A 24,713-nucleotide genomic window follows, 5' to 3' on the forward strand; every position below is an offset into this window, starting at 1 on the left:
ACCGGTGGGCGGGCCGGCGGGCGGACCGGCGGGCGGACCGACCGGCGCCGGGGTCCCGTCGAGGGCGCGGCCGGGGACGGCCGCGCGCGTGGGTGGCCCGCTCAGCCGCCAGCCGCCGCCAGGAGCCCGGCGCCCGCCGCCAGACAGGCCACCCCCAGGGCGCTCCACAGCAGGTCGGCGACGACCGCCCGGCCGATCTCCCCGGCCGCCAGCACCGCCCGGCTCGGGTGCTGCGGGTCGTAGCAGATCCGCACCGGGGCGCCGGGCGCGAAACGGTCCGGACGGCGCAGCGGGGTGTGCCCGCGCGGCCGGGTGAGCACGAGCCCGGCGATCCGGCACGCGCCGGAGCCACCGGCCGAGGGCGGCACCGAGAAGGAGAGCAGCGGCGCACTGTCCAGCTGACCGTGCGCGTCGTCCTCGGCCATCACCGTGGCCACCGCCGCCACCCCGCGACGGCGCACCCGGTGGCGAAGGCGCACTTCGGCCGCGCACCAGAGCAGCAGCACGCCACCGAAGAGGGCGAGCACCAGCCCGCCCACCGTCGCCGTCGTCGTGTCCACCCCTGGCCCCCGGCTCCCCAGCTCTGTCCACAGCCTGTGGACAGAGCCTCACAGTGGAGAGCCAACGGGGGGCAGCCGTTCGAAGACCGCCGGACGAACCAGGGGGGACGGGCGGGTGAACCGGGCCCGCCGACCGGTCCGTCGGCGGGCCGGCCCTTCGGCGGGGTCGGCACAGCGAACGGCTTGGCCCAGCGACCGGGTCGACACGCCGACGGCTTGGCCCAGCGGACCGGGTCGGCTCAGCGGACCGGGTCGATGAACCCCTGCTCGGTCAGCAGCCGCAGCGACTCCGGCACCCGGTCGCGCAGGACCACCCGGTCCTCGCCGAGCAGCTGCGCGATGGCGTCCACGATCTCGCCCGCCGACAGCGTCCCGTCGCAGACGCCGACGAAACCGGCGCCCACCGTGTCCACCTTGGTGGCCCGCCGCATGCCCCGGTTGTGACGCAGGATCACGTGCTCCGGGTCCTCCGCGCCCGGTGCGCCGACCTGCTCCTGGACCACCTCGTCGGCCAGCACGTAGCGGGCCGCGAGCAGGCCCGCGTCGTCGTGCGAGCGGAGGAAGTCCTGCCGGTCGAACCAGGCCTCGATGTGCGGGCCGAGCGGCTGCTCCACCGGGTGCGGCCACTCCTCGACCCGGACGGTCGGGCGCTCGGCGCCACTCGCCCGCAGGGTGATCCACCCCATGCCGATGCCCTCCACCCGGCCGGCCTCGAAGGCGTCCAGCCACTCGCCGTAGCGGGCCTGGTAGTCGCCGCCGGGGCCGCGGTGGTCGCCGCCGTCGCGCAGCCACAACTCGGCGTACTGGGCAACGTCCTGGACCTCGCGCTGGACGACCCAGGCGTCCAGGCCGGTGCCCGCGACCCAGCCGGCCAGCCGCTCGTGCCAGTCCTCGCCCTTGACGTGCTGCCAGTTGGCGAGCAACTGGCAGTAGCCGCCGGGCTCCAGGTGGTCGGCGGCCGAGCGGACCAGGCTGCGGCACAGGTCGTCGCCGGCCATCCCGCCGTCGCGGTAGGTGAACCGGCCGCCGGGCGAGATGACGAACGGCGGGTTGGAGACGATCAGGTCGAACTTCCGCTCCCCGACCGGCTCGAAGAGGCTTCCCGCGAGCGCCTCGGTGTGGTCGAATCCGGACAGCGCCAGGGTCAGCTCGGTGAAGCGCAGCGCGCGCGGGTTGAGGTCGGTGGCGGTGACCGTACCGGCGTGCCGGGCCGCGTGCAGGGCCTGCACACCGGAGCCCGCACCGAGGTCCAGCGCGGCCCGGACCGGGCGGCGCACGGTGATATTGGCCAGCGTCGTGGAAGCACCGCCGACACCCAGCACCAGGTCCTTGCGGGCCACGCCGTGCGCGGTCTCGCCGGAGCCGATGCCGCCCGCGCCGCCCACCGCACAGCCCAGGTCGGAGACCACCCAGGCATCCGAACTGGGCATCCCGGACACCTCGTTGGCGTACGGCCGGACGTCGACGGTGGCCCGCACCAGGTCCCCGTCGGGGCGCAGCCAGCCGTCCGCCAGGCAGTCCTCCACCGGCAGCGCCGCGGCGGCCGCCCGGTACGGCACCGGCTGCTGCAGCAGGAACAGCCGCACCAGCGTCTCCAGCGGGCTGCCACCGCGCGTCGCGCGCAGCGCCGGAACGGCCTCGCTGCGGGCCAGCGCGGCATAGCCGGTGGGCCCGAGCAGGTCCAGGCAACCGTCGGCGGTGAACGAGGCGGCGAGCAGCGCCTCGCGCAGCTTGGCGAGGCGGGTCGGGTCGAGAACGGGGCTACTGGTCACCCCGCCATTGTCCCCCGCCGGTTCCCCACCGCCCGCCTCCGGGCCCGACCGGCCCGTACGTCGCCGCCCCCGTCCGGGCCCGCCCGCCGGGAGCGTCCCAACGGGAGCCCGAGCCGCACCGCGCGCCCCCACCGCGCGCCCCCACCGGGCTTCCACACGCCCGGTCGTACGCCCCGGAGCTCAGGCTCTGCGGCTCCCCGCTCGGCGGTGCTCGCCCTCGTCCTCACCCGTACCGTGCGGACGCCTCGGCCGGTCGCCCGGTACACCCGGGCCCCGCGGCACCCCGCCTGCGACGCGCAGCAGCCGGCGCCGCTCCTGCGAGCGGCACCGGCTGCTATTGCTGTCCGTCCCTCTTCACGCCTTCAGGCCTTCAGGCGGCCTTCAGGCGGTCTTCACGCCGACGCTGCCGCCGACGCCGTGAAGGCGGGATCGGCCCTCGGCCCCCGGTCAACTCGCGGCGGGAGCCGGGGTGGTGGCCGGAGCGGCCGGGGCGGCGGGGGTGGTGGCACCGGCGGCGGGGCTCGCGGTGTCGGTCGCGCCGGGCGCGGGGGTGGTGGCAGGGGCGCTCGGGGTGGCGGTCGCGCCGGGGGTCGCGCCCGCGCCGGCGGGTGCCGGGGTGCCGCTCGCGCCGGTGCCCGCGCCACCGGTCGGGGCGGTCGGGGCGGTGGTCGGGGACGGCTTGCAGCCCTCCTGCTTGGCCATCGCCGCACCGAGGTCGCCGCGCTGCAGCTTGCTCTGCGCCTGGGTGGAGAGCGAGGCCAGCTGCTGGATCTGGTCGGCGACGCTGCGCAGCCCGTCGGCGAACTTCGCCTGGTCGTTGTTGGGCAGCGCGTCCAGCTTCTTCTGGACCTCCTGGTAGCCGTCGGCCGCCTTCTTCAGCTCGTCGACGGTGTCCTTCTGCAGGGTCGCGCCGTCCTGCACCTTGGGCGCACCGGCCCCGTCGATGGCGGCCGCGATGTCCTGGTTGGTCTTGGCCAGCCGCCCGATGTCCGTGGAGAGCCGCTTCTGCAGGTCGGCCGGGGCCTCGCCGGTCTTCACCTGGCCGGTGTCGGCGAGCGCGGTCTGGGCTTGGGCGATCGGGTCCTTGGCCGCGCCGCAGACGCTCGACGCCCAGGACTCCAGCTGCTTGCTGTTGTCGTCGCCGCCGCAGCCGACGGCGCCGAACGCCAGCAGCACGCCGAGGACGGGTACGGCCAGCAGTCGCTTGTTCACCGGGAGAAGCCTTTCGGTTTCGGTCGTCATCGGTCGTCGAACCTACACGGCCGGTTCCCGCCCCCCGGTTCCCGGTCCCCGCCTGCGACGTCCCGCCCCGGGCCTCCCCGGGACCGCCCGCGGGCCGTTTGCGGCCCGTGCCCGGCCCGTCCCGGTGCCCCGCCCCCGGCCGCGACTCAGGCCCGCTCGACCCTGATCGGATCGCCCGGGCGGACGGTGCGCAGCACTGCGGCGTCCCCGTCCAGCGCGCCCAGGACGTTGCAGGGACTGGCCAGCCGGCACTCGCCGTCGCGCGAGATCGGCGTCGGCCCGTACGGCAGGGCGAGGCTGTCGCCGTCGGTCCAGAAGGCGACCGTGCCGGGTTCCACGACCTGCCGGGCGCCGGCCTCGCGCGGCACGCTGACGGGCGTGCCGAAGTAGACCTCCTCGCCCCAGGTGCTCGCCGAGGAGCTGATCGGCAGCTCGGCCCAGAGCGCCTCGGCGGTGGGGGTGACCGTCAGCGTGGCGGTGGCCTGCCCGGCCGGCCACAGAATGCGAATCCGCATGGACTTCCTCTTCCGCGACGAGGTCCGATCAGGGATCGGACCCGGTCGTGCCGGAAGCAGCGAACCGCCACACTCAACATTTTGTCAACGCACGCCCCGGGGACTGGACCCCGGTCGCGCGCGAGAAACGCGAAGACGCGCGAGAAACACGAAGGACGGACGTGAAAGACGCGAAGGACGCGACCACCGCGGAAGTGGGGCCTCAGACCGCGACGGAAGCGACCGAAACCGGCCAGCTCATCCGAATCAGGCCACCGTCCGTGCCGCTGGTGACCTCCAGGTCTTCGACCAGGCCGGTGATCACGGCGAGGCCGAGGGTGTCCTCGTCCGGCTCGCCGCCCTCGGCAGCGCCGGAGGCCGGGACGGCGGGGGGGCCGGCCTCGTCCTCGACCTCGATGAGGAAACGCTTCTCCTGGTCGGTCAGCGCGACCCTGACCGTGCCGCCGATGCCGCCCCGCTGGTGCAGGCCGACCGCGCGGGAGCACGCCTCGCCGACCGCGAGCCGTACCTCGTCGAGCACCGACTCGTCGACCCCGGCCCGTCTGGCGACGGCCGCGGCGACCAGTCGGGCCGTCCGCACGTGCTCGGGAAGCGCGCTGAATCGAAGTTCGACGGTTGCCATCTCTCCCCCTCGGGGTGCTCCGACCGGGGCCGGAAGTACGGCCCCTGCGGGCCGGCTGGACCGGCCCAGAGGCGGCCGGGACGCGCCGGGCGCACCGGCCCAGGCACCCGGACGCGTGGAAACGGGGCGGGCCGGCCACGAGGACCGGCCCGGCCGCGTCAGTCGGTCGCGTTGACCGCGTCGTCCACCGAGGTGTGGATCGGGAAGACCTTGGTCAAGCCGGTGATACGGAAGATCTTCAGGATGCGCTCCTGGTTGCAGACGAGGCGCAGCGAGCCCTCGTGGGCGCGCACCCGCTTCAAGCCGCCCACCAGCACACCCAGGCCGGTCGAGTCGAGGAAGTCGACGCCTTCCATGTCGACGACGAGGTGGTACTTGCCGTCGTTGACGAGCTCGACCAGCTGCTCCCGCAGCTTCGGGGCGGTGTACACATCGATCTCGCCGCCAACCTCGACGACCGTGCGATCGCCGACTGTACGGGTCGACAGGGACAGGTCCACGGAACCTCCAGCACCTTGCCTTGCTACGTCATGTGCGATCCTCGGCCGGACGGCCGCCACCGCATGGTCGCGAGCCCGGGCGCGCCCCAACCAGCACGTGGCAAGCCTCAGCGCTGCGACCCACGGCCGTACGGCCGTCACGGCCACATTCAACCACCTGCGACCATGCCCGCACGATGGCTTACGACGATTCTCCGTCACGCCGGTGACACACTGGGTCCTCATGCCGCCCCGACACAGCCCGCCCGAGGCACTGCTCACGAGCCTGATCACCAGCCGGGGGCGGTCCGACCGGCTCACCCATACGGAGCACCTTCCCGCCCGACCTGCGCGTTATTCACCGTGGCCCGGGTCGATCCGGCCGGAGATCGTGGCCTCGGCACTCGCGGTCGGGGTCGAACAGCCCTGGGCGCACCAGGCAGAAGCAATGAATCTGGCCAAAAGTGGCCAAACTGTGGTGATTGCCACAGGCACCGCCTCGGGCAAGTCGCTGGGCTACCTGGCCCCGGTGCTCAGCGATCTGCTGGACGGCACCGAGGCCCGCAACGGCCGCGGCGCCACCGCGCTCTACCTGGCACCGACCAAGGCCCTCGCCGCCGACCAGCGCCGCCGGGCCGCCGAACTCGCCCCGCCGAGGGTCCGCGCCGCGCTGTACGACGGCGACACCCCGCCCGAGGAGCGCGAGTGGGTCCGCCAGTACGCGTCCTACGTGCTCACCAACCCGGACATGCTGCACCGGGGCATCCTGCCCGGCCACGCCCGCTGGTCCTCCTTCCTCAAGGCGCTCCGCTACGTGGTCGTCGACGAGTGCCACAGCTACCGGGGCGTGTTCGGCTCGCACGTCGCCCAGGTGCTGCGCCGACTGCGCCGCGTGTGCGCCCGTTACGGTTCGTCACCGACCTTCCTGCTGGCCTCCGCCACCACCGCCGAGCCGGCCGCGACCGCCGAACGCCTCACCGGCCTACCCTCCGTCGCCGTCACCGAGGACGCCTCGCCGCGCGGGCCGATGGTCTTCGGCCTCTGGGAACCGCCCCTGACCGAGAACGTCGGCGAGCACGGCGCGCCCGTGCGCCGCACCGCCACCGCCGAGGCGGCGCACCTGCTCGCCGACCTGGTCGAGCGGGAGACCCGCACCGTCGTCTTCGTCCGCTCCCGCCGCGCGGCCGAGGTCGTCGCCCTCCAGACCCAGGACCAGCTCGGCCGACCGCTCGCCGACCGGGTGGCCGCCTACCGCGGCGGCTACCTGGCCGACGAACGCCGGGCCCTGGAACGCGCCCTGCACAGCGGCCGGCTGCTCGGCCTCGCCTCCACCTCCGCCCTCGAACTCGGCGTCGACATCTCCGGCCTCGACGCCGTCCTGATGGCCGGGTACCCGGGCACCCGGGCCTCGCTCTGGCAGCAGGCGGGCCGGGCGGGCCGCGAGGCCCAGGGCGCGCTGGCCGTCCTGATCGCCCGGGACGACCCGCTGGACACCTACCTGGTGCACCACCCGGAGGCGCTGTTCGCGGCACCCGTCGAAGCCACCGTGCTCGACCCCGACAACCCGCACGTGCTCGCCCCGCACCTGTGCGCGGCCGCCGCCGAACTGCCGCTCACCGACGCCGACCTGGAGCTGTTCGGCCCGTCCACCGCACCGCTGCTGCCCGTCCTGGAACGGCGCGGCCTGCTGCGTCGGCGCGGCGACGGCTGGTACTGGACGCGCCGCGAGCGCGCCGCCGACGCCGTGGACCTGCGCGGCAGCGGCGGCAGCCCGGTCCAGATCGTCGAGGCCGACACCGGCAGGCTGCTCGGCACCGTGGACGCCGCGGCCGCGCACACCACCGTCCACACCGGGGCCGTCCACCTCCACCAGGGCCGCACCTACCTGGTCCGGGAGCTCGACCTGGAGAACTCGGCCGCCCTGGTCGAACCGGCCGATCCGCCGTACACCACGGCCGCCCGCGACATCACCTCCATCTCCGTCCTCGGCACCGACACCACCGTCGACTGGGGCGAGGGGCGGCTCAGCTTCGGCTCGGTGGAGGTGGTCAACCAGGTGGTCGGCTACCTCCGGAAGCGGATCTCCACCGGAGAGATCATGGGCGAGACCAAGCTCGACCTGCCGCCCCGCACGCTGCGCACCCGCGCGGTCTGGTGGACCGTCACCGAGGACCAACTGCTCGACGCGGACATCCCGCCCGACCAGCTGCCCGGCGCCGCCCACGCCGCCGAGCACGCCTCGATCGGCCTGCTGCCGCTGTTCGCCACCTGCGACCGGTGGGACATCGGCGGCGTCTCCGTCCCGCTGCACCCGGACACCGGGCTGCCGACCGTGTTCGTCTACGACGGCCACCCGGGCGGGGCCGGCTTCGCCGAACGCGCCTTCCAGCGGGCGGTCGAGTGGCTGACGGCCACCCGCTCGGCGATCGCCTCCTGCGAATGCGAGCGCGGCTGCCCGTCCTGCGTCCAGTCACCCAAGTGCGGCAACGGGAACGACCCGCTGGACAAGGCGGCCGCCGTCCGGCTCCTGGACGTGCTGCTGGCCGGGGCTCCGGGGACCGCGGAGGCGGGGGCCCGGGCGACGGCGGGCACGGCAGAGGCGAAGACGGACGCAGCAGAGGCGGACGAGGCCGGGGCGGGCCCGGACGGTGGGGCGCCGGCCGCGTCATGAGGCCGCCGACGCACCGCTCGGGGCGCTGTCGAGGCCGTCCTCGGCGGCGGTGACCGGGGCCCGTACCGGACCGGCCCGGGCCCTCGCCCGCGCCGGTCCGACCGGCAGACGGACCGGGAGCCAGCCGACCCTCACCTCGGCCACCACCTCGACGACGTCCGCCGACCGGTCCACCACGCAGGACACCAGGCCCGCACCCTGGGCGGCGGCGATCCCGGCGGCCCGGGCGCAGCCACCGTCCGGGTCCAGCAGCAGCCGGTCCGCCGCCGCCAGGGCCGCGAGGTCGGCGGCCGACTCGGCCCGGTGCCGGGCGGCGACCACCGACCCGACCGCGATCGTCGCGGCGAACACCGCCGTGCCCAGCATCGCCAGGGCGAGCAGCCAGACCGTCGCGGAGCCGGTGTCCGGCCCGCGCCCACCCACCACCGCCCGTCCGGTACGGGCCCGGGCTAACCGCCCCACCGCCGTCCGCAGCCCGAACGGGCCGGCCTGCGCGGTCAGGACGGCCGGCCCGGTCAGGACGGCCATGGGCCGCCACCTCCCTCCGCGACTCCCACCAGGACGTCCTCCCGCGCCGCCACGGCCGCCGCGCCGACCCGCACCGCGAGCAGTCCGCCGAGCCTGCCCGGCGCCGCACACGGTGCGTCCACGTCCACCCGTACCGTGTCGGCCGTCGGCGTCACCCGGACCCGTGCGCCCTCCGGAGCCGCCGCACGGGCGAGTTCGACGGCGTCCGTCTCCCCGCGTGCGGCCGCTCTGGCACCGACCCGGGCGGCGTCCACGCAGCGGATCTGCGCGGCCGCCGCAAGCACGCCCCAGATCAGCATCGCCGCGAGCAGGACGAGCGCCGGCAGGGCCACCGCCGTCTCCGCCGTGACGTAGCCGCCGTCACCACGCCGACCCGGACGACCGGCTGCTGCCCTGCCCGTCGCGGCCACCGGCCCGGTGCGCGCACCGCGCCGCCGGCACGCACCGACGGCGCCCGGGTCTCCGGCGGCCACCTCGGTACCGGCCGCACCGCCGTCACCGCCGTCACCGCCTCCCTGGCTCGTCCTAGGCCGCATGGAGCGCCCGTTGGAGCATGTCGGTCAGCGCGCCGGTGATGGCCTCGCTGGTCACCACCTTGTAGAGCCCGGCCGCGAGGGCGCACGCGCCCAAGGTCCCGACCGCGTACTCGGCCGTGGTCATCCCGGCGTCCGACCGGCCCCGGCGCCGAGCCACCCGGCTCACCCGGCAGGCCGCCCAGCGGCTCTTGCGCCGCCACGCCCCGAGCAGCCGCCGGAGCGGGCGCCCGCCGGCGGGCCTGATCGCGATCACCGCAGTCATGGATCTCTCCTGTCTCTCGTCGTTCTCGTCGTTCTCGTCGTTCTCGTCGTTCTCGTTGCTCTTGCCGCTCTTGCCGCTCTTGCCGCTCTTGCCGGCCGCATGTTCGGCTCCCGGTCACATCGCCTGCGCGAAGAGGCTGGTGAGGCCGACGACCACCGGCACCACCCCGATCAGCACGAAGGCCGGCAGGAAGCAAAGCCCGAGTGGCGCGGTGGCGAGCACCGCGGCCCGGCGGACCCGGGCGTGGGCCGCGCGGGCGGCCGCCGTCCGCAGCCCCTGGGCCAGCCCGATCAGTGGCTCGGCGGCGGGAGTTCCGCCGAGGCTCGTCCGCACCAGGCAGCGCGCCAGCGGCGCCAGCGGCGGGTGCTGCTCGCCCAGTCGGTTCCAGCACAGCTCCGGTGGTGCGCCGAGGGCCAGTTCGGCCCCGATCGCCACCAGCCGGGGCCCCATCGGCGCGCCCACGCTCCGGCCGACCGCCGACACGGCCTCGGAGGGCAGCGCCGCCGAGCCGAGGCAGGCCGCCAACAGTTCGGCGCTCAGTGGGAGTTGCCTGGTCAGCAGCTCCTCCTCCAGGGCCGCCCGACGATCCGCCGGCGATCGCACTCGGGCCGACCACCGGTGGGCGCCCACCGCCGCCAGCGCCCCGACGACCAGCCCGGTGCCGCCACCGAGCAGCACTGCCACCGCGAGCCCGGCTACGGCAGCCGTGACAACCCGCCGTCGATGCCCGACGCCCGACCCGGCCGGCCCGGTCGACCTCCGTCCCTCCTCCCGCTCACGGGCCCCGGCGAACGCCCGCCGCCGCCTCATCCGGCCACGCACCAGCGCCCGCACCCGCAGTAGGGCGGCCGCCACGGCCGGAAGTCCGGCCACCGCCCACTCGACGCCCCGCATCACCCGACCCCCGCTCCCGCGCCGAGGGCCCGGGCCCGCAGCCGCGACAGCCCGCCGCCCCGTTCGCTCGCTCGGAGCGCGGGCAGCGCACCGTCAGCCGCTCGACGGGGCTCGCCACGCCCCCGGGGGACCTCCAGGGCGCCCCGGGCCGCCGACCGGACGATGCGTGCCGTCCAGAACACCCCCAGCCCCTCCAGGACCGCCCCCGCCGCCAGGCAGCCCAACCCGGCGGTCGTGTGCAGCAGCACGGCCAGCGGGCGGGCCCCGAGGGCTGCGCCGAGGAGCAGCCCGGTGGCCGGCAGCGCGGCCAGGACGGCGATCGTCGCCCGTGGCCCGGCCAGTTCCCCGGCGATCTCCTCCGCCAGCGCCCGCTCGCCGCGCAGCGCCTCCGCGACCCGGTCCAGCGCGGCGGCCAGCCCCGCCCCGCTGTCGGCGGCGACCCGCCAGCAGGCCGCGATCGCCGCCGCCCCGCTCCCGCCCGGCAGTTCGGCCAGCAGGTGGAACGCGGCGGGCACGTCCGCGCCGTAGCGGCCGGCCGCGAGCCGGGCCACCGGCTCCTCGCCGAGCCTGCGCCGTCCGTCCGGGTCGGTGGCGAGCCGCGCGGTGACCAGGTGCAGCGCCCGTTCCGGCGTCGCCCCGCCGCGCAACTCCCCGGCCAGCCCGGCGCAGAGCTCCACCACCGCGGCCGCCCGCTGCCGGGCCTCCGCCGCCAGGCGCCGGTGCAAGCGCCACCGGCGCAGCGGCAGGACGGCCAGGGCCGCCGCGAGCACCGGCACCGGCGAGGCGGTGGCCTGCCCGGCGGCCAATCCCACCGGCAGGGCCAGGAGTTCGGGCGTGAGGACCTCCGAAAGCCGGAGCCGGCCGGGCCGCGCCGCCTCCAGCCCCGGGCCCGGGCCCGGCCCCCGTACGGGAGGCCCGCTGCCCGCGAGCACGAGCCTGGAGCGCCGCCCGCCCGGCAACTGCTCCTGCAGCGCTCGCCACCCGGCGACAGCCGCCAGACACAGCACCACCACCCAACAGAGCGGAAGTTGACTTTGCATCGCGCCATTGACCCCCGTTGCCATCGTCATCAGCCCTTTCGTTTCCAGGCCCCGAGCAGCGCCAGGGCGCCCGTGGCGCACCCGCCGAGCAGCAGGACGAAGGCGAGTTCCACCGCCCGCACCCCCGCCGCGCCCGCCGTCACGACGGCCCTCCGGGGCCGGGTTCGGCCCCCGCCCCGAGCACCACCCCACGCGCTGCCAGCAGCCCGACCAGCCGCTCCCAGCCCGCCCCGGGCACCAGGCCGCCCGCCGCCGGGAAGGCCACCGCGGGGGTGGTCACGGCCAGCCCGGCGCGATCCCCGGCCAGGGTGTGGATCTCCGCCACCCGGCGCCGCCCCGAGCCCGGATCCCGGACCAGGTGCACCACCACCTCGAGCGCGGCCCGCAGTTGGCTGTGCAGCGCCGGCCGGTCGAGCCCGGCGAGCGAGCCCAGGGCCTCCAGCCGGACCGGCACGTCCGCCGCCGTGTTGGCGTGGACCGTGCCGAAACCGCCTTCGTGTCCGGTGTTCAGCGCGGCCAGCAGGTCCGACACCTCGGCCCCGCGCACCTCGCCGATCACCAGCCGGTCCGGACGCATCCGCAGCGCCTGGCGGACGAGGTCCCGGAGCGTGAACTCGCCGAGCCCTTCCTGGTTGGGCGGCCGGCTCTGCAGCCGGACCACGTGCGGATGGGCCGGCTGAAGCTCCGCCGAGTCCTCGGCGACCACGATCCGCTCGTCCGGCCCGACCAGTCCGAGCAACGCCGCGAGCAGCGTGGTCTTGCCCGAGCCCGTCCCGCCGGAGACGAGCAGCGACAGCCGCGCCCGCACGATGCCGGCCAGCAGGTCGGCGCCCTCCGGCGGCAGTGCTCCGCCCGCCACCAGCTCGTCGAGCGTGAACGGCCGGGGCCGACAGACCCGCAACGAGATGTGTGTGCAGCCCGCCGCGATCGGGGGCAGCACGGCGTGCAGCCGGGTGCCGTCCGGCAGCCGGGCGTCCACCCAGGGCCGGGCGTCGTCCAACCGCCGCCCGGCCGCGGTGGCCAGTCGGTGGGCCAGCCGCCGCACCGCCCCGGCGTCGGTGAACCGGACTCCGGTGGCCCGGTGCAGGCCGCCGCCACGGTCGACCCACACCTCCTCCGGACCGTTCACCAGGACGTCAGTGACGTCGGGCGCCGCCAGCAGCCGGTCCAGCGGGCCCGCACCCACCAGTTCGGCGCGCAACGAGCGCACGGTGTCCAGGACCTCGTCCCCGCCGAGCGGCGGGCGGGTGGCCCGCAGCGCGGCCGCGACCGAGCCCGCCGTCGGGGCGGCCCCCGACTCGGCCAGCCGCAGCCGCACCGCGTCCACCAGGGCCGCCGCCCGCTGCTCGCGGGCCGTCCGGCCGTACGGGCAGGGCCCGTGCTCGGCCTCCGGCGGCCCGCCGGGCGGCGGCACGCTCCGGAGCGGCCGGTGCTCCCGCGCACCGGTGCCCGGGCCGGGCGCACCGCCCCGAAGGCCTGTTCTGCGCAGACGGACCATCAGTACACACCTCCTCCGACCGCCGGCACCGGCGGCAGCACCTCGTTCAGGAAGGTCGCGCAGAAGCGCGCGAGCGGACCGCTCTCCCTCGTCCCGGGCGGGATGCCCTTCTCGACGTCCTGGGCCAGGCCGGGCTCCGGTTCCAACTCCCCTGCCAGTGGCAGCCGCAGGCCGCGGGCGATGCGGTGGGCCGGCAGCCCGCCGGCCCGGATCGGTCGCACCACGGCCCGGACGTCGCCGAGCCGCATCCGGGCGGCCGCCGCGACGCGGTCGGCGGCGGCCACCGCGCGCAGCTCGGCCGGCACCACCAGCAGCGCCAGGTCGGACTGCTCCAACGCCTGCCCGGCGGCCGCGTCGAGGTGGCGGGGCACGTCGACCACCACCAGCCCGCCGCGCCGCCGGGAGGCGGCCAGCACGCTGCGCATGGCCTCCGGCGGCACCGTCAGGGTGTCGCCGCGGTCCCAGGACAGGCAGGCCAGCTCGGAGAGCCGGTTGAGCGCGGGCAGCGCCCGGGCCAGCTCGGCCCCGCTGACCCGCCCGCGCGAGCCGGCCAGATCGGGCCAGCGCAGCCCGCGGGCCATCTCGCCGCCGAGCAGGATGTCGAGGCCGCCGCCCAGCGGGTCGCCGTCGATGAGCATCGTCCGTCGGCCGGCCCGCGCGGACGTGACCGCCAGGGCACAGGCCAGCGTCGAGGCCCCGGCGCCGCCCCGGCCGCCGAGCACCGCGACGGTGACCGCCGGGGGCCCGCCGCCCTCGGCCGCGTCGGCGATCCGGTCGAGCAGCCAGGCCTCCGCGTCGGGCAGGAACAGCACGTGCTCGGCGCCGAGTCGGACGGCCCGGACCCACACGCCGGGGTCGTCCAGGTCGAGTCCGAGCAGCAGCACCCCGCCGCGCCGGCCCAACTCGGAGCAGTGGACGGCCTGGTCGTCCCCGACCAGGACCAGCGAGGCACCTTCCCAGAGCTCCCGCGTCGGCGGCGCGCCCCGGATCAGCCTCGGCTCGGTGCCCGCCGCCGCGCAGAGTCGCAGCAGGTGCTCGGCCAGGCCCTCGTCCTCGGTGACGACGAGCGGCCCGACGGGGCCGGGGCCCTCGGCGGTGACGTGGTCGGCGATCGGCGTCGACATGGTGGTCTCCCCTCCGCGCCGTCGGCCACCGGGGGCGGTCGGCGACGCACGTCGGACGGTTCCGGCGGACGGCCGCCAGGCAGACCTCTGAGAGAGGAAGGGGATGAGGCCCTGCCCGGCGACCGCCGCCGACCATCACGGTGGGGGGAGATCCGGATTCCGTCATCCACGTTCCGATTGCCTGTGGATAACTCGTGGGCTGTGGAGGAAAACGTTCACCCGGGCGGGGGGCTAATCGGCGAAGAATTGACGAAAGGGGGTCACCGAGATGAACCGGCGGTCCGTCGCGGCGCGATCGGACGATCTCCCGGCCGATCTCCGGGCGGTCTCCCGACCGCCTTCCGACATCTCCCGGAACGGCCCGCGCCGCCGATCGGAACCAGCCGTTCGTTTCTTGGCAGCGATGAGCAAACAGCGACGCAGAGTGACGAAAGGTGGTCGATGGACCCAGGCGCCGACACCCCCTGTACACCGTCGGCGGGGCGCGCGCGGAATGCGCGGCAGCGGACCTTCAAGCCCTGAAAATGGCCCCGGACGTGCGACGACCCCCGCCGGGGGGGAGAGCGGGGGTCGTCTATCCACAGCCCGACTCGGGGGGGAGGAGCCGGACCGGGTTAGCACGGTCGCGAACGATCCGTGACTTCCATGGTGTACCCGAGCGGCCAGAAACACAAACCCACACGCCCGCGAGTACACCGAATGGCGGGGTGTTTTGTGGCGCCCTCTATCCTCGGTTCCCGTGGACACCACCGAGAACGCCGACGACCACGCCGACGAGTCCCCGGGCGACCCCACCGGGCCCGAAGAGCTCCCCGCACCCGACCGCCCCCGGTCGGGCGGGCTGCGCACGGCGGCCTTCTTCGACCTCGACAAGACCATCATCGCCAAATCGAGCGCGCTGGCCTTCAGTCGCCCCTTCTACCAGGGCGGCCTGATCAACCGTCGGGCCGTACTGCGCAGTGCGTACGCCCAGTTCGTCTTCCTGGTCGGCGGCGCGGACCACGACCAGATGGAGAAGATGCGTGAGTACCTCTCCGCGCTGACCCGGGGCTGGAACGTCCAGCAGGTCCGCGAGATCGTCGCCGAGACCCTGCACAACCTGATCGACCCGATCATCTACGACGAGGCCGCCTCGCTGATCGAGCAGCACCACGCGGCCGGCCGGGACGTGGTGATCGTCAGCAGCTCCGGCTCCGAGGTGGTCGAGCCGATCGGCGCGCTGCTCGGCGCGGACCACGTGATCGCCACCCGGCTCAAGGTCGAGGACGGCTGCTACACCGGCGAGATCGAGTACTACGCCTACGCGGAGAACAAGGCCGCCGCCATCCGGGAGTTGGCCGCGGTCGAGGGCTACGACCTGGCCGCGTCCTACGCCTACAGCGACTCCTCCACCGACCTGCCGCTGCTGGCGGCGGTCGGCCATCCGTCGGCCGTCAACCCGGATCGGGCGCTGCGCAAGGAGGCGCAGGCCCGGGAGTGGCCGGTGCTGGTCTTCGACAAGCCGGTGGAACTGCGGCGACGGCTGCCCGAGTTCTCCGCCCCGAGCGGTTCGGTGCTGACCGCGGTGGCGGTCGGGACGGCCGTCGTGACCGCCGGAGTGATCTGGTACCTGGCCCGTCGGCGGCGCCCCCTCGCCTGAGGCCCCGCGTCCGGCCGAACCGGCCCGCCCGGCCCGTCCTGGATAAAACGGGCAATCGACACAGACTTCTCGTTTCGGGTTCCCCTTTCGCCCGAAACGCGATACAAATGAAGCACGGCCCGCGAGACCCGGTCAGGACCTTAAGAGGTCAAACCGACAACGCAGTTCAGGCCCCACGGACCGCGTGTACAGATAGCCGAGCACCCACATGCAGCCGACCCGCTGTCGGGCCGCCGGACCAGACGAACGGGCAGGATCCCCGTCTGATCGGCACTTCCGGTGCATGCATGGTCACCTGGCATCTGCACCAGCGGCGGCACCCAGCAGGATCAGGTGCCGCCGCATCTCCGTGTCTACGGGCCCCTTCGCGGGGCCCTTCCGCTCGTCCCCGTCCGGCCCGGCCGCTCAGGCCATGCCGCGCTGCATGGCCTCGCAGACCGCCGTGCTCTCCCGCACGCCGAGCCGCAGCGCCGCGCCGCAGTGCGCGATCCAGGCCCCCATCCCCCCGGGCGTGCCCGCCAGGTAGCCCGCGAGGGCCCGGCGGTAGGCGGCGGTGCCGAGTTCCGCCAGGCCGACCTCGGCCGGGCAGATCGACTTCGGGTCGAGCCCCTCGGCGATCAGCACGATCCGCTGGGCGGCCCGCGCGATCACCCCGTTGTAGGCGCCGAACGGCCGCAGCGCGAGCAGTTCACCGTGCACCACCGAGGCCACGACGAGGGCCGGCGTGCCCACACCCTGCCCCTCCGCGCGCGCGACCAGCAGCCGGGAGAGCTGGTCGAGTCGGGCCGCGACCTCCTCCACGCCCGGTGCGGGCGGTAGCTCGGGCAGCGGCCCGTCGGCGGTGTCGGCCTCGACGCTCTCCACCCGCTGCAGCTCCAGCGGGAACAGCGGCTCGGCGCCCTCCCCCGCCCGGCGCGGGCGCCCGGCGACCGGGTCTCCGTCGCCGACCGCGAGCAGGTGCAGCCGGGCCAGCACCTGGAGCGGCGAGTGCCGCCAGATGCTGAGCAGCTGGCCGGCCTCGGCGGCGATCCGCAGGGCGGCGCCGACCGTGCGGGCCTCGGTGTCCGCGCCGAAGTCGGTGCGGCGGCGGACCTCCTCCAGCGGCCAGTCGGCCCCGGCCAGGGCCGCTGACGCGCGGGCGCCGCGCAGCGCGGACTCGGAGGTGACCTCGGCCGCGCGGCGGCGCATCACCCGGTGGCCGTAGAGCCGGTCGACGGCCTTGCGGACCTCGGCGACCGCGTCGGGCACCCCGGGGAGCTGGGCCAGCGGGGCGAGGGGATCTGTTCCAGTGCTCACCTACCCGAGAGTAATGAACGGGCCGCCCCTCCCGGAACAGCAACCCCGCATCACCCGTTAGAGGCAATCCTCACTTCCCTCCCCCGGTGAGGTCCAAACCCCGGCTAGCATGACCACTATCGGAGACGATAACGATTTCCAACTAGAGGGCGCCCCCGTCGCACGCGCCCCCTGGGCAGGCGGCCCCGAGCGAGGGCCCTGAGCGAGAGCCGGAGTCCCCAGATGAAGATCGCCTTCGTCGGCAAGGGCGGCAGCGGGAAGACCACGCTGTCCGCACTGTTCATCCGCCACCTGGCCGCCGCCGGTCGGCCGGTCATCGCCGTGGACGCCGACATCAACCAGCACCTGGGCCCCGCCCTGGGACTGACGGATGCCCAGGCGGCCGGCCTGCCCTCGCTCGGCGCACACCTGCCGGAGATCAAGGAGTACCTGCGCGGCAGCAACCCGCTGATCCGCTCGGCCGAGGAGATGATCAAGACCACGCCGCCCGGCCGCGGTTCGCGGCTGCTGCGGATCGTCGAGGAGAACCCGGTCTACGCCGCCTGCGCCCGCCCGATCGCGCTGGACGAGGGCTCGGTCCGGCTGCTGGCGACCGGCGCGTTCACCGAGGAGGACCTCGGGGTGGCCTGCTACCACTCCAAGGTCGGCGCGGTGGAGCTGCTGCTCAACCACCTGCTGGACGGCCCCGACGAGTACATGGTCACCGACATGACGGCGGGCTCGGACTCCTTCGCCTCCGGCCTGTTCACCCGCTTCGACCTGACCTTCCTGGTGGCCGAGCCGACCCGCAAGGGTGTCTCCGTCTACCGCCAGTACCGGGACTACGCCCGTGACTTCGGCGTGCAGCTGCGGGTGGTCGGCAACAAGGTGCAGGGCCCGGACGACCTGGCGTTCCTGCGCCGCGAGGTCGGCGACGACCTGCTCACCACCTTCGGGCAGTCGGACTGGGTGCGCCGCCTGGAGCAGGGCGCCGAGCCGCCGTTGAAGTCCCTGGAGCCGGCCAACCGGGCCGTGCTGGAGCAGTTGCGGGCCGAGGCCGACGCGGCGCACGGACGGCGGGACGCGCTCCGCTACACCGAGCAGGCCGTGCTCTTCCACCGCCGCAACGCGGAGAGTTGGGCCAACGCCAAGGTCGGTATCGACCTGGCGACGCAGGTGGACGAGGGCTTCGTCCCGGGCGAGTTCGCGGACGGCGGCGAGCGTACGGCTCCGGCGGGCGCCCACGCCTGACACCCGCCCCAGCGCGCCCGGACGGGCCGCGGCCTCCCGTCACCCCGGGAAGCCGCGGCCCGTTCGCCGTGTCCGGCCCCACCGCTCGCCCCGCCACTCGCCGCCAGGCCCCCGACCGTTCGAACACCACCCATTGGGGTGAATCAGGGGGTTATCCGCTTCCCTCCCGCAACGACGCTATGCAAAGCTTTCATTACTCTCGGTTTACCGAGTCTTGATGGTCCGTTCCGGCGGCCCTCGGCGAGACCTCCCGCTCCTCGCCCGGGCTCCTGGCGGGCCCGATGGTCGACGCCGGCCGGTGACACCCGCACTCCCCGCCGCGCCCACGCCATCCCGCCACACCGTCGCGACCCACGACAGCCGATCCGCCCGGAGCCCCACCCCGGACTCACCGCCGGACCTGACTGCGTTCGTTCCCCCGGACAGACGGGAAGACAATGACCCTCGACATCTCCAGCGCCCCCATCGCCTCCGACACCACCGACCACGCACCGCCGGGCCCCGGCGCCCGGATCCGCTGGGCGCAGGACCTCTCCGCCTCGCTCGTGGTCTTCCTGATCGCCGTGCCGTTCTCCCTCGGCATCGCGCTGGCCACCGGCGCCCCGCTCACCGCCGGCCTGGCCGCCGCGGCCGTGGGCGGCATCGTGGTCGGGCTGTTCGGCGGCACCACACTCATGGTCAGCGGCCCCTCGGCAGCGCTGACCGTGATCACCGCCGGGCTGATCGCCCAGTACGGCTGGCAGGCCACCTGCGCCATCACCCTCGCCGCCGGTCTTCTCCAACTCCTGCTCGGCGCACGCCGGGTGGCCCGGACGGCGCTCGCCGTCTCGCCCGCGATCGTGCACGGCATGCTGGCCGGGGTCGGGCTCACCATCGCCATCGCGCAGCTGCACGTCGTGCTCGGCGGCTCGCCGCAGAGCTCCGCGATCGCCAACATCCTCGCACTGCCCGGGCAGTTGGCCGGTCCGCACCCGCCCGCACTACTGGCCGGCGCGGTGACCGTGGCCGTCCTGCTCGGCTGGCCCCGGCTCGGCCGACTCCCCGGCCGTGCGGGCCGGTTGGGCGCCCGGCTGGCCAAGGTGCCGGGCCCGCTGGCCGCCATCGCCCTGGCCACCGCCCTCGCGCTCGCCCTGGACCTGCGACTCGCCCACATCGAGCTGCCCGCCTGGCAGCCGCACGCCTTCGCGCCCGCCCTGCCGCACGGTCCGGTGCTCGGCCTGATCGCCGCCGTCCTGACCGTCACCGCCGTCGCCAGCGTGGAGTCACTGCTGTCCGCCGTCGCGATCGACCGGATGTCCCGCCGCACCGGCGACCTCGACCGCGAGCTGCGCGGCCAGGGCCTCGCCAACCTGGTGAGCGGCCTGGTCGGCGGGCTGCCGATCGCGGGCGGCGCGGTGCGCAGCACTGCCAACGTCCAGGCCGGCGCGCGGTCCAGGTGGGCCTCGGTGCTGCACGGCGTCTGGGTGCTGACCGCCGCGCTGGCGCTGACCGGCGGGCTGCGCCGGATCCCGCTGGCCGCGCTCGCCGCGCTGGTCCTGGTGGTCGGGCTGCAGATGGTGAGCTTCGCGCACATCCGCAATGTGCACCGGCACCGCGAGTTCCCCGTCTACCTCACCACCGTGGTCGCCGTGGTGGCGGCCGGGGTGCTGTGGGGTGTCGCGATCGGGGCCGGCACCGCCGTCCTGCTCGCGCTCTACCGGCTGACCCGCGCCCATGTGGACGTCAGGACCGGGCCGGACGGCTCGGTCACCGTCCAGACGCACGGCCCGCTCACCTTCACCGCCGTGCCCCGGCTCAGCCGGGCACTGTCCGACATCCCGGCCGGGGCCGAGGTCACCGTGGTCCACGACGGCTCCTTCCTGGACCACGCCGCTTACGAGACGCTGCACAGCTGGCGCGCCGGGCACCAGGACGCGGGCGGCCGGGTCTCGATGGTGACGAGGCGCCAGGACGACGAGGTGCTCGACCCCGATGGCACGGTGCGCGCCGGCAGTTCACCGGGGCCGCACCGCTGCCGGGCCTGGACGCCCTGGGTCGGCCACCACTGCATCGAGCAGCAGGAGGACCCGCACGGCCGGCTGCTGGACGGGGTCCGGGTGTTCCAGCTGCACACCGCCCCACTGATCAGGCCCGAACTCGCCCGGCTGGCGCGGGAGGGGCAGACGCCCTCCCAGCTCTTCCTGACCTGCGCGGACTCGCGGATGGTCACCAGCATGATCACCAACAGCGGCCCGGGCGACCTCTTCACCGTCCGCAATGTGGGCAACCTGGTGCCGGCCCCGTTCGAGCCCGGCGCGGCCGACGACTCGGTGGCTGCCGCGGTGCAGTACGCCGTCGAGGTGCTGGAAGTGCGCTCGATCACGGTCTGCGGCCACTCCGGCTGCGGCGCGATGAAGGCCCTGCTGGACGGTGTGCACGAGCATCCCGGTCCGCCCACCCCGCTGGCCCGCTGGCTGCGCAACGGCCGCGGCTCGCTGGACCGGCTCCGGCGGGCGCCCGCCGAGTTCGCCACCCGGCCGGTGGTGGACCCGGTGGAGCAGCTCTGCCTCACCAACGTGGTCCAGCAGTTGGACCAGCTGATGGCGAACCCGGCGGTGGAGTGCCGGGTCGAGGAGGGCACCCTGCGGCTGGTCGGGATGTACTTCGACTTCGCGACCGCCCAGGCCTACGTCCTGGACCGCGCCGCCGGGACGTTCAGCGCGGTCGAGGCCCGTATCGCAGCCGATGCCGGGGCCCACGCCGGGGCCCACGCCGGGGCTCGGCCCGGCGTGGCATCGGCCGAACGGGTGAATGAGGACGGCCGGGTGCCGTCCGGCGGCGGCGAGGAAGGCCCCCGGCTGGCCGCCTGAGAGCCGGGCCCGTGTCCCCGCCGGGCGGGCTGGGGCACGGGCCCACCAGCCCCGGCACGGCCCTCCGCTCCCGCGCGGCGGACCGTACCGGTCGTGGCCCGATATTCGGTCAAAGGTCTACACCAATTATCGGCAGCCTCTTGTCAACTGCCCCGTTCTCCTGGTGAGCTGTGCGCTGGGACACACGGGACAATCCCCACGCACGGGATCGTCTCTGATCATGACTCGATGAGGAGTGCGTGTGAGCAACGAGAGCCTGGCCAACCTGCTCAAGGAGGAGCGGCGCTTCGCTCCGCCCGCAGAGCTCGCCGCAGCCGCCAACGTCACCGCGGCCGCGTACGCGCAGGCCTCCGAGGACCGTCTGGGCTTCTGGGCCGAGCAGGCCCGTCGCCTCAGCTGGGCCGTCGAGCCGACCGAGACCCTCGACTGGTCCAACCCGCCGTTCGCCAAGTGGTTCGCCGACGGCAAGCTCAACGTGGCGTACAACTGCGTCGACCGCCACGTCGAGAACGGCCTGGGCGACCGGGTCGCCATCCACTTCGAGGGCGAGCCCGGCGACAGCCGCTCGATCACCTACGCCCAGCTCAAGGACGAGGTCTCGCAGGCCGCCAACGCGCTGCTGGAGCTCGGTGTCCGCAAGGGCGACCGGGTCGCGGTCTACCTGCCGATGATCGCCGAGGCGGTCGTCGCGATCCTCGCCTGCGCCCGGATCGGCGCCACCCACTCGGTGGTCTTCGGCGGCTTCTCCGCCGACGCCGTGGCCTCCCGCATCCAGGACGCCCAGGCCAAGCTCGTCATCACCGCCGACGGCGGCTACCGGCGCGGCAAGGCGTCCGCGCTCAAGCCGGCCATCGACGAGGCGCTCACCAAGGTCGACGGCGTCGAGCACGTCCTGGTGATCCGCCGCACCGAGCAGGACGTTGCCTGGACCGAGGGCCGTGACGTCTGGTGGCACGAGATCACCGCACGCCAGTCCACCGAGCACATCCCCGAGGCGCACGACGCCGAGCACCCGCTCTTCATCCTCTACACCTCGGGCACCACCGGTAAGCCCAAGGGCATCCTGCACACCTCGGGCGGCTACCTCACCCAGGCCAGCTACACCCACCACGCGGTCTTCGACCTCAAGCCGGAGACCGACGTCTACTGGTGCACCGCCGACATCGGCTGGGTCACCGGCCACTCGTACATCGTCTACGGCCCGCTCTCCAACGGCGCCACCCAGGTCATCTACGAGGGCACCCCGGACACCCCGCACCAGGGCCGGTTCTGGGAGATCGTCCAGAAGTACGGCGTGACCATCCTCTACACCGCGCCGACCGCGATCCGCACCTTCATGAAGTGGGGCGACGACATCCCCGCGAAGTTCGACCTGTCCTCGCTGCGGGTGCTGGGCAGTGTCGGCGAGCCGATCAACCCCGAGGCGTGGATCTGGTACCGCGAGCACATCGGTGCCGGCAAGACCCCGATCGTGGACACCTGGTGGCAGACCGAGACCGGCGCCATGATGATCAGCCCGCTGCCGGGCGTCACCGAGACCAAGCCGGGCTCGGCCCAGCGCGCCCTGCCGGGCATCGCGGCCACCGTGGTGGACGACGAGGCCAACGAGGTGCCCAACGGCTCCGGCGGCTACCTGGTGCTCACCGAGCCGTGGCCGTCCATGCTCCGCACCATCTGGGGCGACGACCAGCGCTACATCGACACCTACTGGTCGCGCTTCCAGGGCCGCTACTTCGCCGGTGACGGCGCCAAGAAGGACGAGGACGGCGACATCTGGCTGCTCGGCCGGGTGGACGACGTCATGCTCGTCTCGGGCCACAACATCTCCACCACCGAGGTCGAGTCGGCCCTGGTCGGCCACCCGTCCGTCGCCGAGTCCGCGGTGGTCGGCGCCGCCGACGCCACCACCGGGCAGGCCATCGTCGCCTTCGTGATCCTGCGTGGCGGCATGACCGAGAGCCCGGAGCTGGTCGACGAGCTGCGGGCGCACGTCGGCCGCACGCTGGGCCCCATCGCCAAGCCGAAGCAGATCAAGGTGGTCGGCGAGCTGCCGAAGACCCGCTCCGGCAAGATCATGCGCCGTCTGCTGCGCGACATCGCCGAGGGCCGCGAGGTCGGTGACACCACCACCCTCGCCGACAGCTCGGTGATGAGCCAGATCCAGGCCCAGCTGCCGCTCATGGGCAACGGCAACGGCTGAGCCGACTGAGACAGCGACTGTGCCCCGGGCGGTGGTCATCGCCCGGGGCACAGCCGTTCCTCCGGGTGCGGAACCCATCCGTAGGGCTTAAGTCCTTGAATAGGACAATCCGGACGTCACCCGAACATCCCGTTAGACTGTTAACGACGCATCAAGATCCCCCGGCGGGATCCGGGCGTCACAGGGCGCGCCGGGAAGTCTGGTCGGCAACTGCACCACTCGTGCATCCGTTGCCGCTCCCAGCCCAAGGAGGTCCCGCGTGACCGACCAGCCGCCCGTCCTCGAGCCGACGACCCGCCGCCGGCAGTTCCCCGGCCGGCTGTCACTGCCCGAGCGCACCTTCATCACCGACGCCCTGCGGACCGAGACGGTCGGCGGCATGCTGCTGCTGGGCGCCGCCGTCATCGCACTGATCTGGGCCAACGTCTGGCCGCAGGCGTACCAGAGCATGCTCGACTACACCGTCGGCCCCTCCGCCCCGCTGCACCTCGACCTCACCCTGGCCACCTGGGCCAAGGACGGACTGCTGACGATCTTCTTCTTCGTCGCCGGGATCGAGCTCAAGCGCGAGTTCGTCGCGGGCGAGCTGCGCACGCCCAGCGCCGCGGCGCTGCCCGTCATCGCCGCCGTCTGCGGCGTGGCGATGCCCGCGATCCTGTACGCCCTGGTGAACTCCGGCAGTGGCGGACACCCCGGCGGCTGGGCGATCCCGACCGCCACCGACATCGCCTTCGCCCTCGGCGTCCTGGCCGTGGTCGGCAGCCACCTGCCCTCGGCGCTGCGCGCCTTCCTGCTCACCCTGGCCGTCGTCGACGACCTGATCGCGATCCTGATCATCGCGGTCTTCTACAGCTCCGGCATCAAGTTCTGGGCGCTCGGACTGGCCCTCGCCGGGCTGGTGCTGTTCTGGTTCCTGCACCGGCGCGGGGTGCACGGCTGGTACCTGTTCGTGCCGCTGGCCCTGGTGACCTGGGCGCTGATGCACGAGAGCGGCATCCACGCCACGGTGGCGGGCGTCGCGATGGGCCTGATGCTGCGCTGCCACCGGGAGGGCGACGAGCAGCACTCCCCCGGCGAGCACATCGAGCACCTGGTCCGCCCCCTCTCGGCCGGTTTTGCCGTCCCGGTGTTCGCGCTGTTCTCGGCCGGGGTGACGATCTCCGGCCCGGCGCTGCGCGAGGTGTTCACCCAGGCCGTCCCGCTCGGCATCGTGGTCGGCCTGCTGGTCGGCAAGTCGGTGGGCATCTTCGGCGGCACCTGGCTTGCCGCCCGGTTCACCAGGGCCGAGCTGAACCCGCAGCTCAAGTGGGCCGACATGGTCGCCGTCTCGGTGCTCGCGGGCATCGGCTTCACCGTCTCGCTGCTCATCAGCGAGCTGGCCTTCCCGGACGACCCGGCGCTCGCCGCCCTGGCCAAGACGGCCGTCCTGGTCGGCTCGCTGCTCTGCGCGATGGTCGCCACCGTGCTGCTGAAGCTGCGCAACCGGCACTACCGCGCGCTGTGCGAGGAGGAGGACCGGGACACGGACGGGGACGGCATCCCGGACGTCTACCAGGAGGACGACCCGGCCTGGCGGGCCCGGGTCTCCGGCGGCTCCGGGGGCTCCGCCGACTCCGGGAATGCCGGGAACGCCGACAACTCCGGGAACGCCGGGAACGCCGGCAACTCCGGGGCCGCTGGAGCGGGCCGCTGACGGTCCCTCCGGGAGGCTCCGCGCACGGACCCCGGCGCCTCCCGGGAACCCCGTCCGGGAGCC

General features: G+C 74.5%; 20 protein-coding genes. 6 read left to right on the plus strand and 14 right to left on the minus strand.

Annotated elements, in window-relative coordinates; all coding sequences use genetic code 11:
- Positions 1-101: 101 nt before the first annotated feature.
- The 6 genes from ACZ52R_RS01000 to bldG form a co-directional block, all read right to left on the minus strand.
- The gene (locus ACZ52R_RS01000; protein ID WP_465752402.1) at positions 102-560 is read right to left on the minus strand and encodes a DUF3592 domain-containing protein; all 459 of its coding nucleotides are present in this window, start codon (positions 558-560) and stop codon (positions 102-104) included.
- A 239-nt stretch (positions 561-799) separates the two neighbouring features.
- Positions 800-2,332, minus strand: a complete 1,533-nt coding sequence (locus ACZ52R_RS01005; protein WP_360496178.1) for a DUF7059 domain-containing protein — start codon at positions 2,330-2,332, stop codon at positions 800-802.
- A 447-nt stretch (positions 2,333-2,779) separates the two neighbouring features.
- Positions 2,780-3,574: a hypothetical protein gene (locus ACZ52R_RS01010; RefSeq protein ID WP_465752404.1), complete on the minus strand. Its 795-nt coding sequence runs from the start codon at positions 3,572-3,574 to the stop codon at positions 2,780-2,782.
- Positions 3,575-3,720: 146 nt separating this feature from the next.
- Positions 3,721-4,089 (minus strand): cyclophilin-like fold protein, encoded by a 369-nt coding sequence (locus ACZ52R_RS01015; RefSeq protein WP_465622665.1) that lies wholly within the window; start codon positions 4,087-4,089, stop codon positions 3,721-3,723.
- Between the two features lie 202 nt (positions 4,090-4,291).
- Positions 4,292-4,711: an ATP-binding protein gene (locus ACZ52R_RS01020; protein ID WP_465622667.1), complete on the minus strand. Its 420-nt coding sequence runs from the start codon at positions 4,709-4,711 to the stop codon at positions 4,292-4,294.
- Positions 4,712-4,869: 158 nt separating this feature from the next.
- Entirely contained in the window at positions 4,870-5,211 is a 342-nt protein-coding gene (gene bldG, locus ACZ52R_RS01025; protein ID WP_360496190.1) for an anti-sigma factor antagonist BldG, read from the minus strand.
- A gap of 223 nt (positions 5,212-5,434) precedes the next feature.
- Here bldG and ACZ52R_RS01030 point away from each other — a divergent pair, with 223 nt between their 5' ends.
- Complete coding sequence (locus ACZ52R_RS01030; RefSeq protein ID WP_465752406.1) at positions 5,435-7,861, plus strand: DEAD/DEAH box helicase; 2,427 nt, start codon at positions 5,435-5,437, stop codon at positions 7,859-7,861.
- On the opposite strand, the gene ACZ52R_RS01035 is transcribed toward ACZ52R_RS01030, so the two are convergent.
- The 7 genes from ACZ52R_RS01035 to ssd all read right to left on the minus strand — a co-directional run bounded on the left by ACZ52R_RS01035 (position 7,856) and on the right by ssd (position 13,743).
- Positions 7,856-8,389, minus strand: a complete 534-nt coding sequence (locus ACZ52R_RS01035; RefSeq protein WP_465622670.1) for an Rv3654c family TadE-like protein — start codon at positions 8,387-8,389, stop codon at positions 7,856-7,858. The two genes, ACZ52R_RS01030 and ACZ52R_RS01035, sit on opposite strands and share 6 nt — an antisense overlap.
- A complete protein-coding gene (locus ACZ52R_RS01040; RefSeq protein ID WP_465622671.1) occupies positions 8,377-8,721 on the minus strand; it encodes a TadE family type IV pilus minor pilin in 345 nt (114 codons plus the stop codon). The genes ACZ52R_RS01035 and ACZ52R_RS01040 overlap by 13 nt, the downstream gene beginning before the upstream one ends.
- A 193-nt stretch (positions 8,722-8,914) precedes the next feature.
- The gene (locus ACZ52R_RS01045; protein ID WP_360496202.1) at positions 8,915-9,187 is read right to left on the minus strand and encodes a DUF4244 domain-containing protein; all 273 of its coding nucleotides are present in this window, start codon (positions 9,185-9,187) and stop codon (positions 8,915-8,917) included.
- Between the two features lie 114 nt (positions 9,188-9,301).
- Positions 9,302-9,871 carry a type II secretion system F family protein gene (locus ACZ52R_RS01050; protein ID WP_465622672.1) on the minus strand — a complete coding sequence of 190 codons (570 nt, stop codon included), beginning with the start codon at positions 9,869-9,871 and terminating at the stop codon, positions 9,302-9,304.
- Positions 9,872-10,080: 209 nt separating this feature from the next.
- Positions 10,081-11,121 carry a type II secretion system F family protein gene (locus ACZ52R_RS01055; protein ID WP_465752408.1) on the minus strand — a complete coding sequence of 347 codons (1,041 nt, stop codon included), beginning with the start codon at positions 11,119-11,121 and terminating at the stop codon, positions 10,081-10,083.
- Between the two features lie 139 nt (positions 11,122-11,260).
- A complete protein-coding gene (locus ACZ52R_RS01060) occupies positions 11,261-12,619 on the minus strand; it encodes a TadA family conjugal transfer-associated ATPase (protein ID WP_465752410.1) in 1,359 nt (452 codons plus the stop codon).
- Positions 12,619-13,743: a septum site-determining protein Ssd gene (ssd, locus tag ACZ52R_RS01065; protein WP_465622689.1), complete on the minus strand. Its 1,125-nt coding sequence runs from the start codon at positions 13,741-13,743 to the stop codon at positions 12,619-12,621. The genes ACZ52R_RS01060 and ssd overlap by 1 nt, the downstream gene beginning before the upstream one ends.
- Positions 13,744-14,584: 841 nt before the next feature.
- Between ssd and ACZ52R_RS01070 the strand changes: the two genes are divergently transcribed.
- Positions 14,585-15,382, plus strand: a complete 798-nt coding sequence (locus ACZ52R_RS01070) for an HAD family hydrolase (protein ID WP_360496678.1) — start codon at positions 14,585-14,587, stop codon at positions 15,380-15,382.
- Positions 15,383-15,787: 405 nt separating this feature from the next.
- Here ACZ52R_RS01070 and ACZ52R_RS01075 read toward each other — a convergent pair whose 3' ends face one another.
- Entirely contained in the window at positions 15,788-16,678 is an 891-nt protein-coding gene (locus ACZ52R_RS01075) for a Fic family protein (protein WP_465752411.1), read from the minus strand.
- Positions 16,679-16,900: 222 nt separating this feature from the next.
- Between ACZ52R_RS01075 and ACZ52R_RS01080 the strand changes: the two genes are divergently transcribed.
- The 4 genes from ACZ52R_RS01080 to nhaA all read left to right on the plus strand — a co-directional run bounded on the left by ACZ52R_RS01080 (position 16,901) and on the right by nhaA (position 24,650).
- Positions 16,901-17,908 carry an ATP-binding protein gene (locus ACZ52R_RS01080; protein WP_465622692.1) on the plus strand — a complete coding sequence of 336 codons (1,008 nt, stop codon included), beginning with the start codon at positions 16,901-16,903 and terminating at the stop codon, positions 17,906-17,908.
- Positions 17,909-18,345: 437 nt separating this feature from the next.
- On the plus strand, positions 18,346-20,757 hold the full coding sequence (locus ACZ52R_RS01085; protein ID WP_465752413.1) for a SulP family inorganic anion transporter: 2,412 nt from the start codon (positions 18,346-18,348) through the stop codon (positions 20,755-20,757).
- A 241-nt stretch (positions 20,758-20,998) separates the two neighbouring features.
- Positions 20,999-22,957 carry an acetate--CoA ligase gene (acs, locus tag ACZ52R_RS01090; protein WP_465622695.1) on the plus strand — a complete coding sequence of 653 codons (1,959 nt, stop codon included), beginning with the start codon at positions 20,999-21,001 and terminating at the stop codon, positions 22,955-22,957.
- Between the two features lie 259 nt (positions 22,958-23,216).
- Positions 23,217-24,650 (plus strand): Na+/H+ antiporter NhaA, encoded by a 1,434-nt coding sequence (gene nhaA / locus ACZ52R_RS01095; RefSeq protein WP_465752415.1) that lies wholly within the window; start codon positions 23,217-23,219, stop codon positions 24,648-24,650.
- Positions 24,651-24,713 lie beyond the last annotated feature (63 nt).

This window comes from Kitasatospora sp. NPDC034023 (assembly GCF_055575795.1).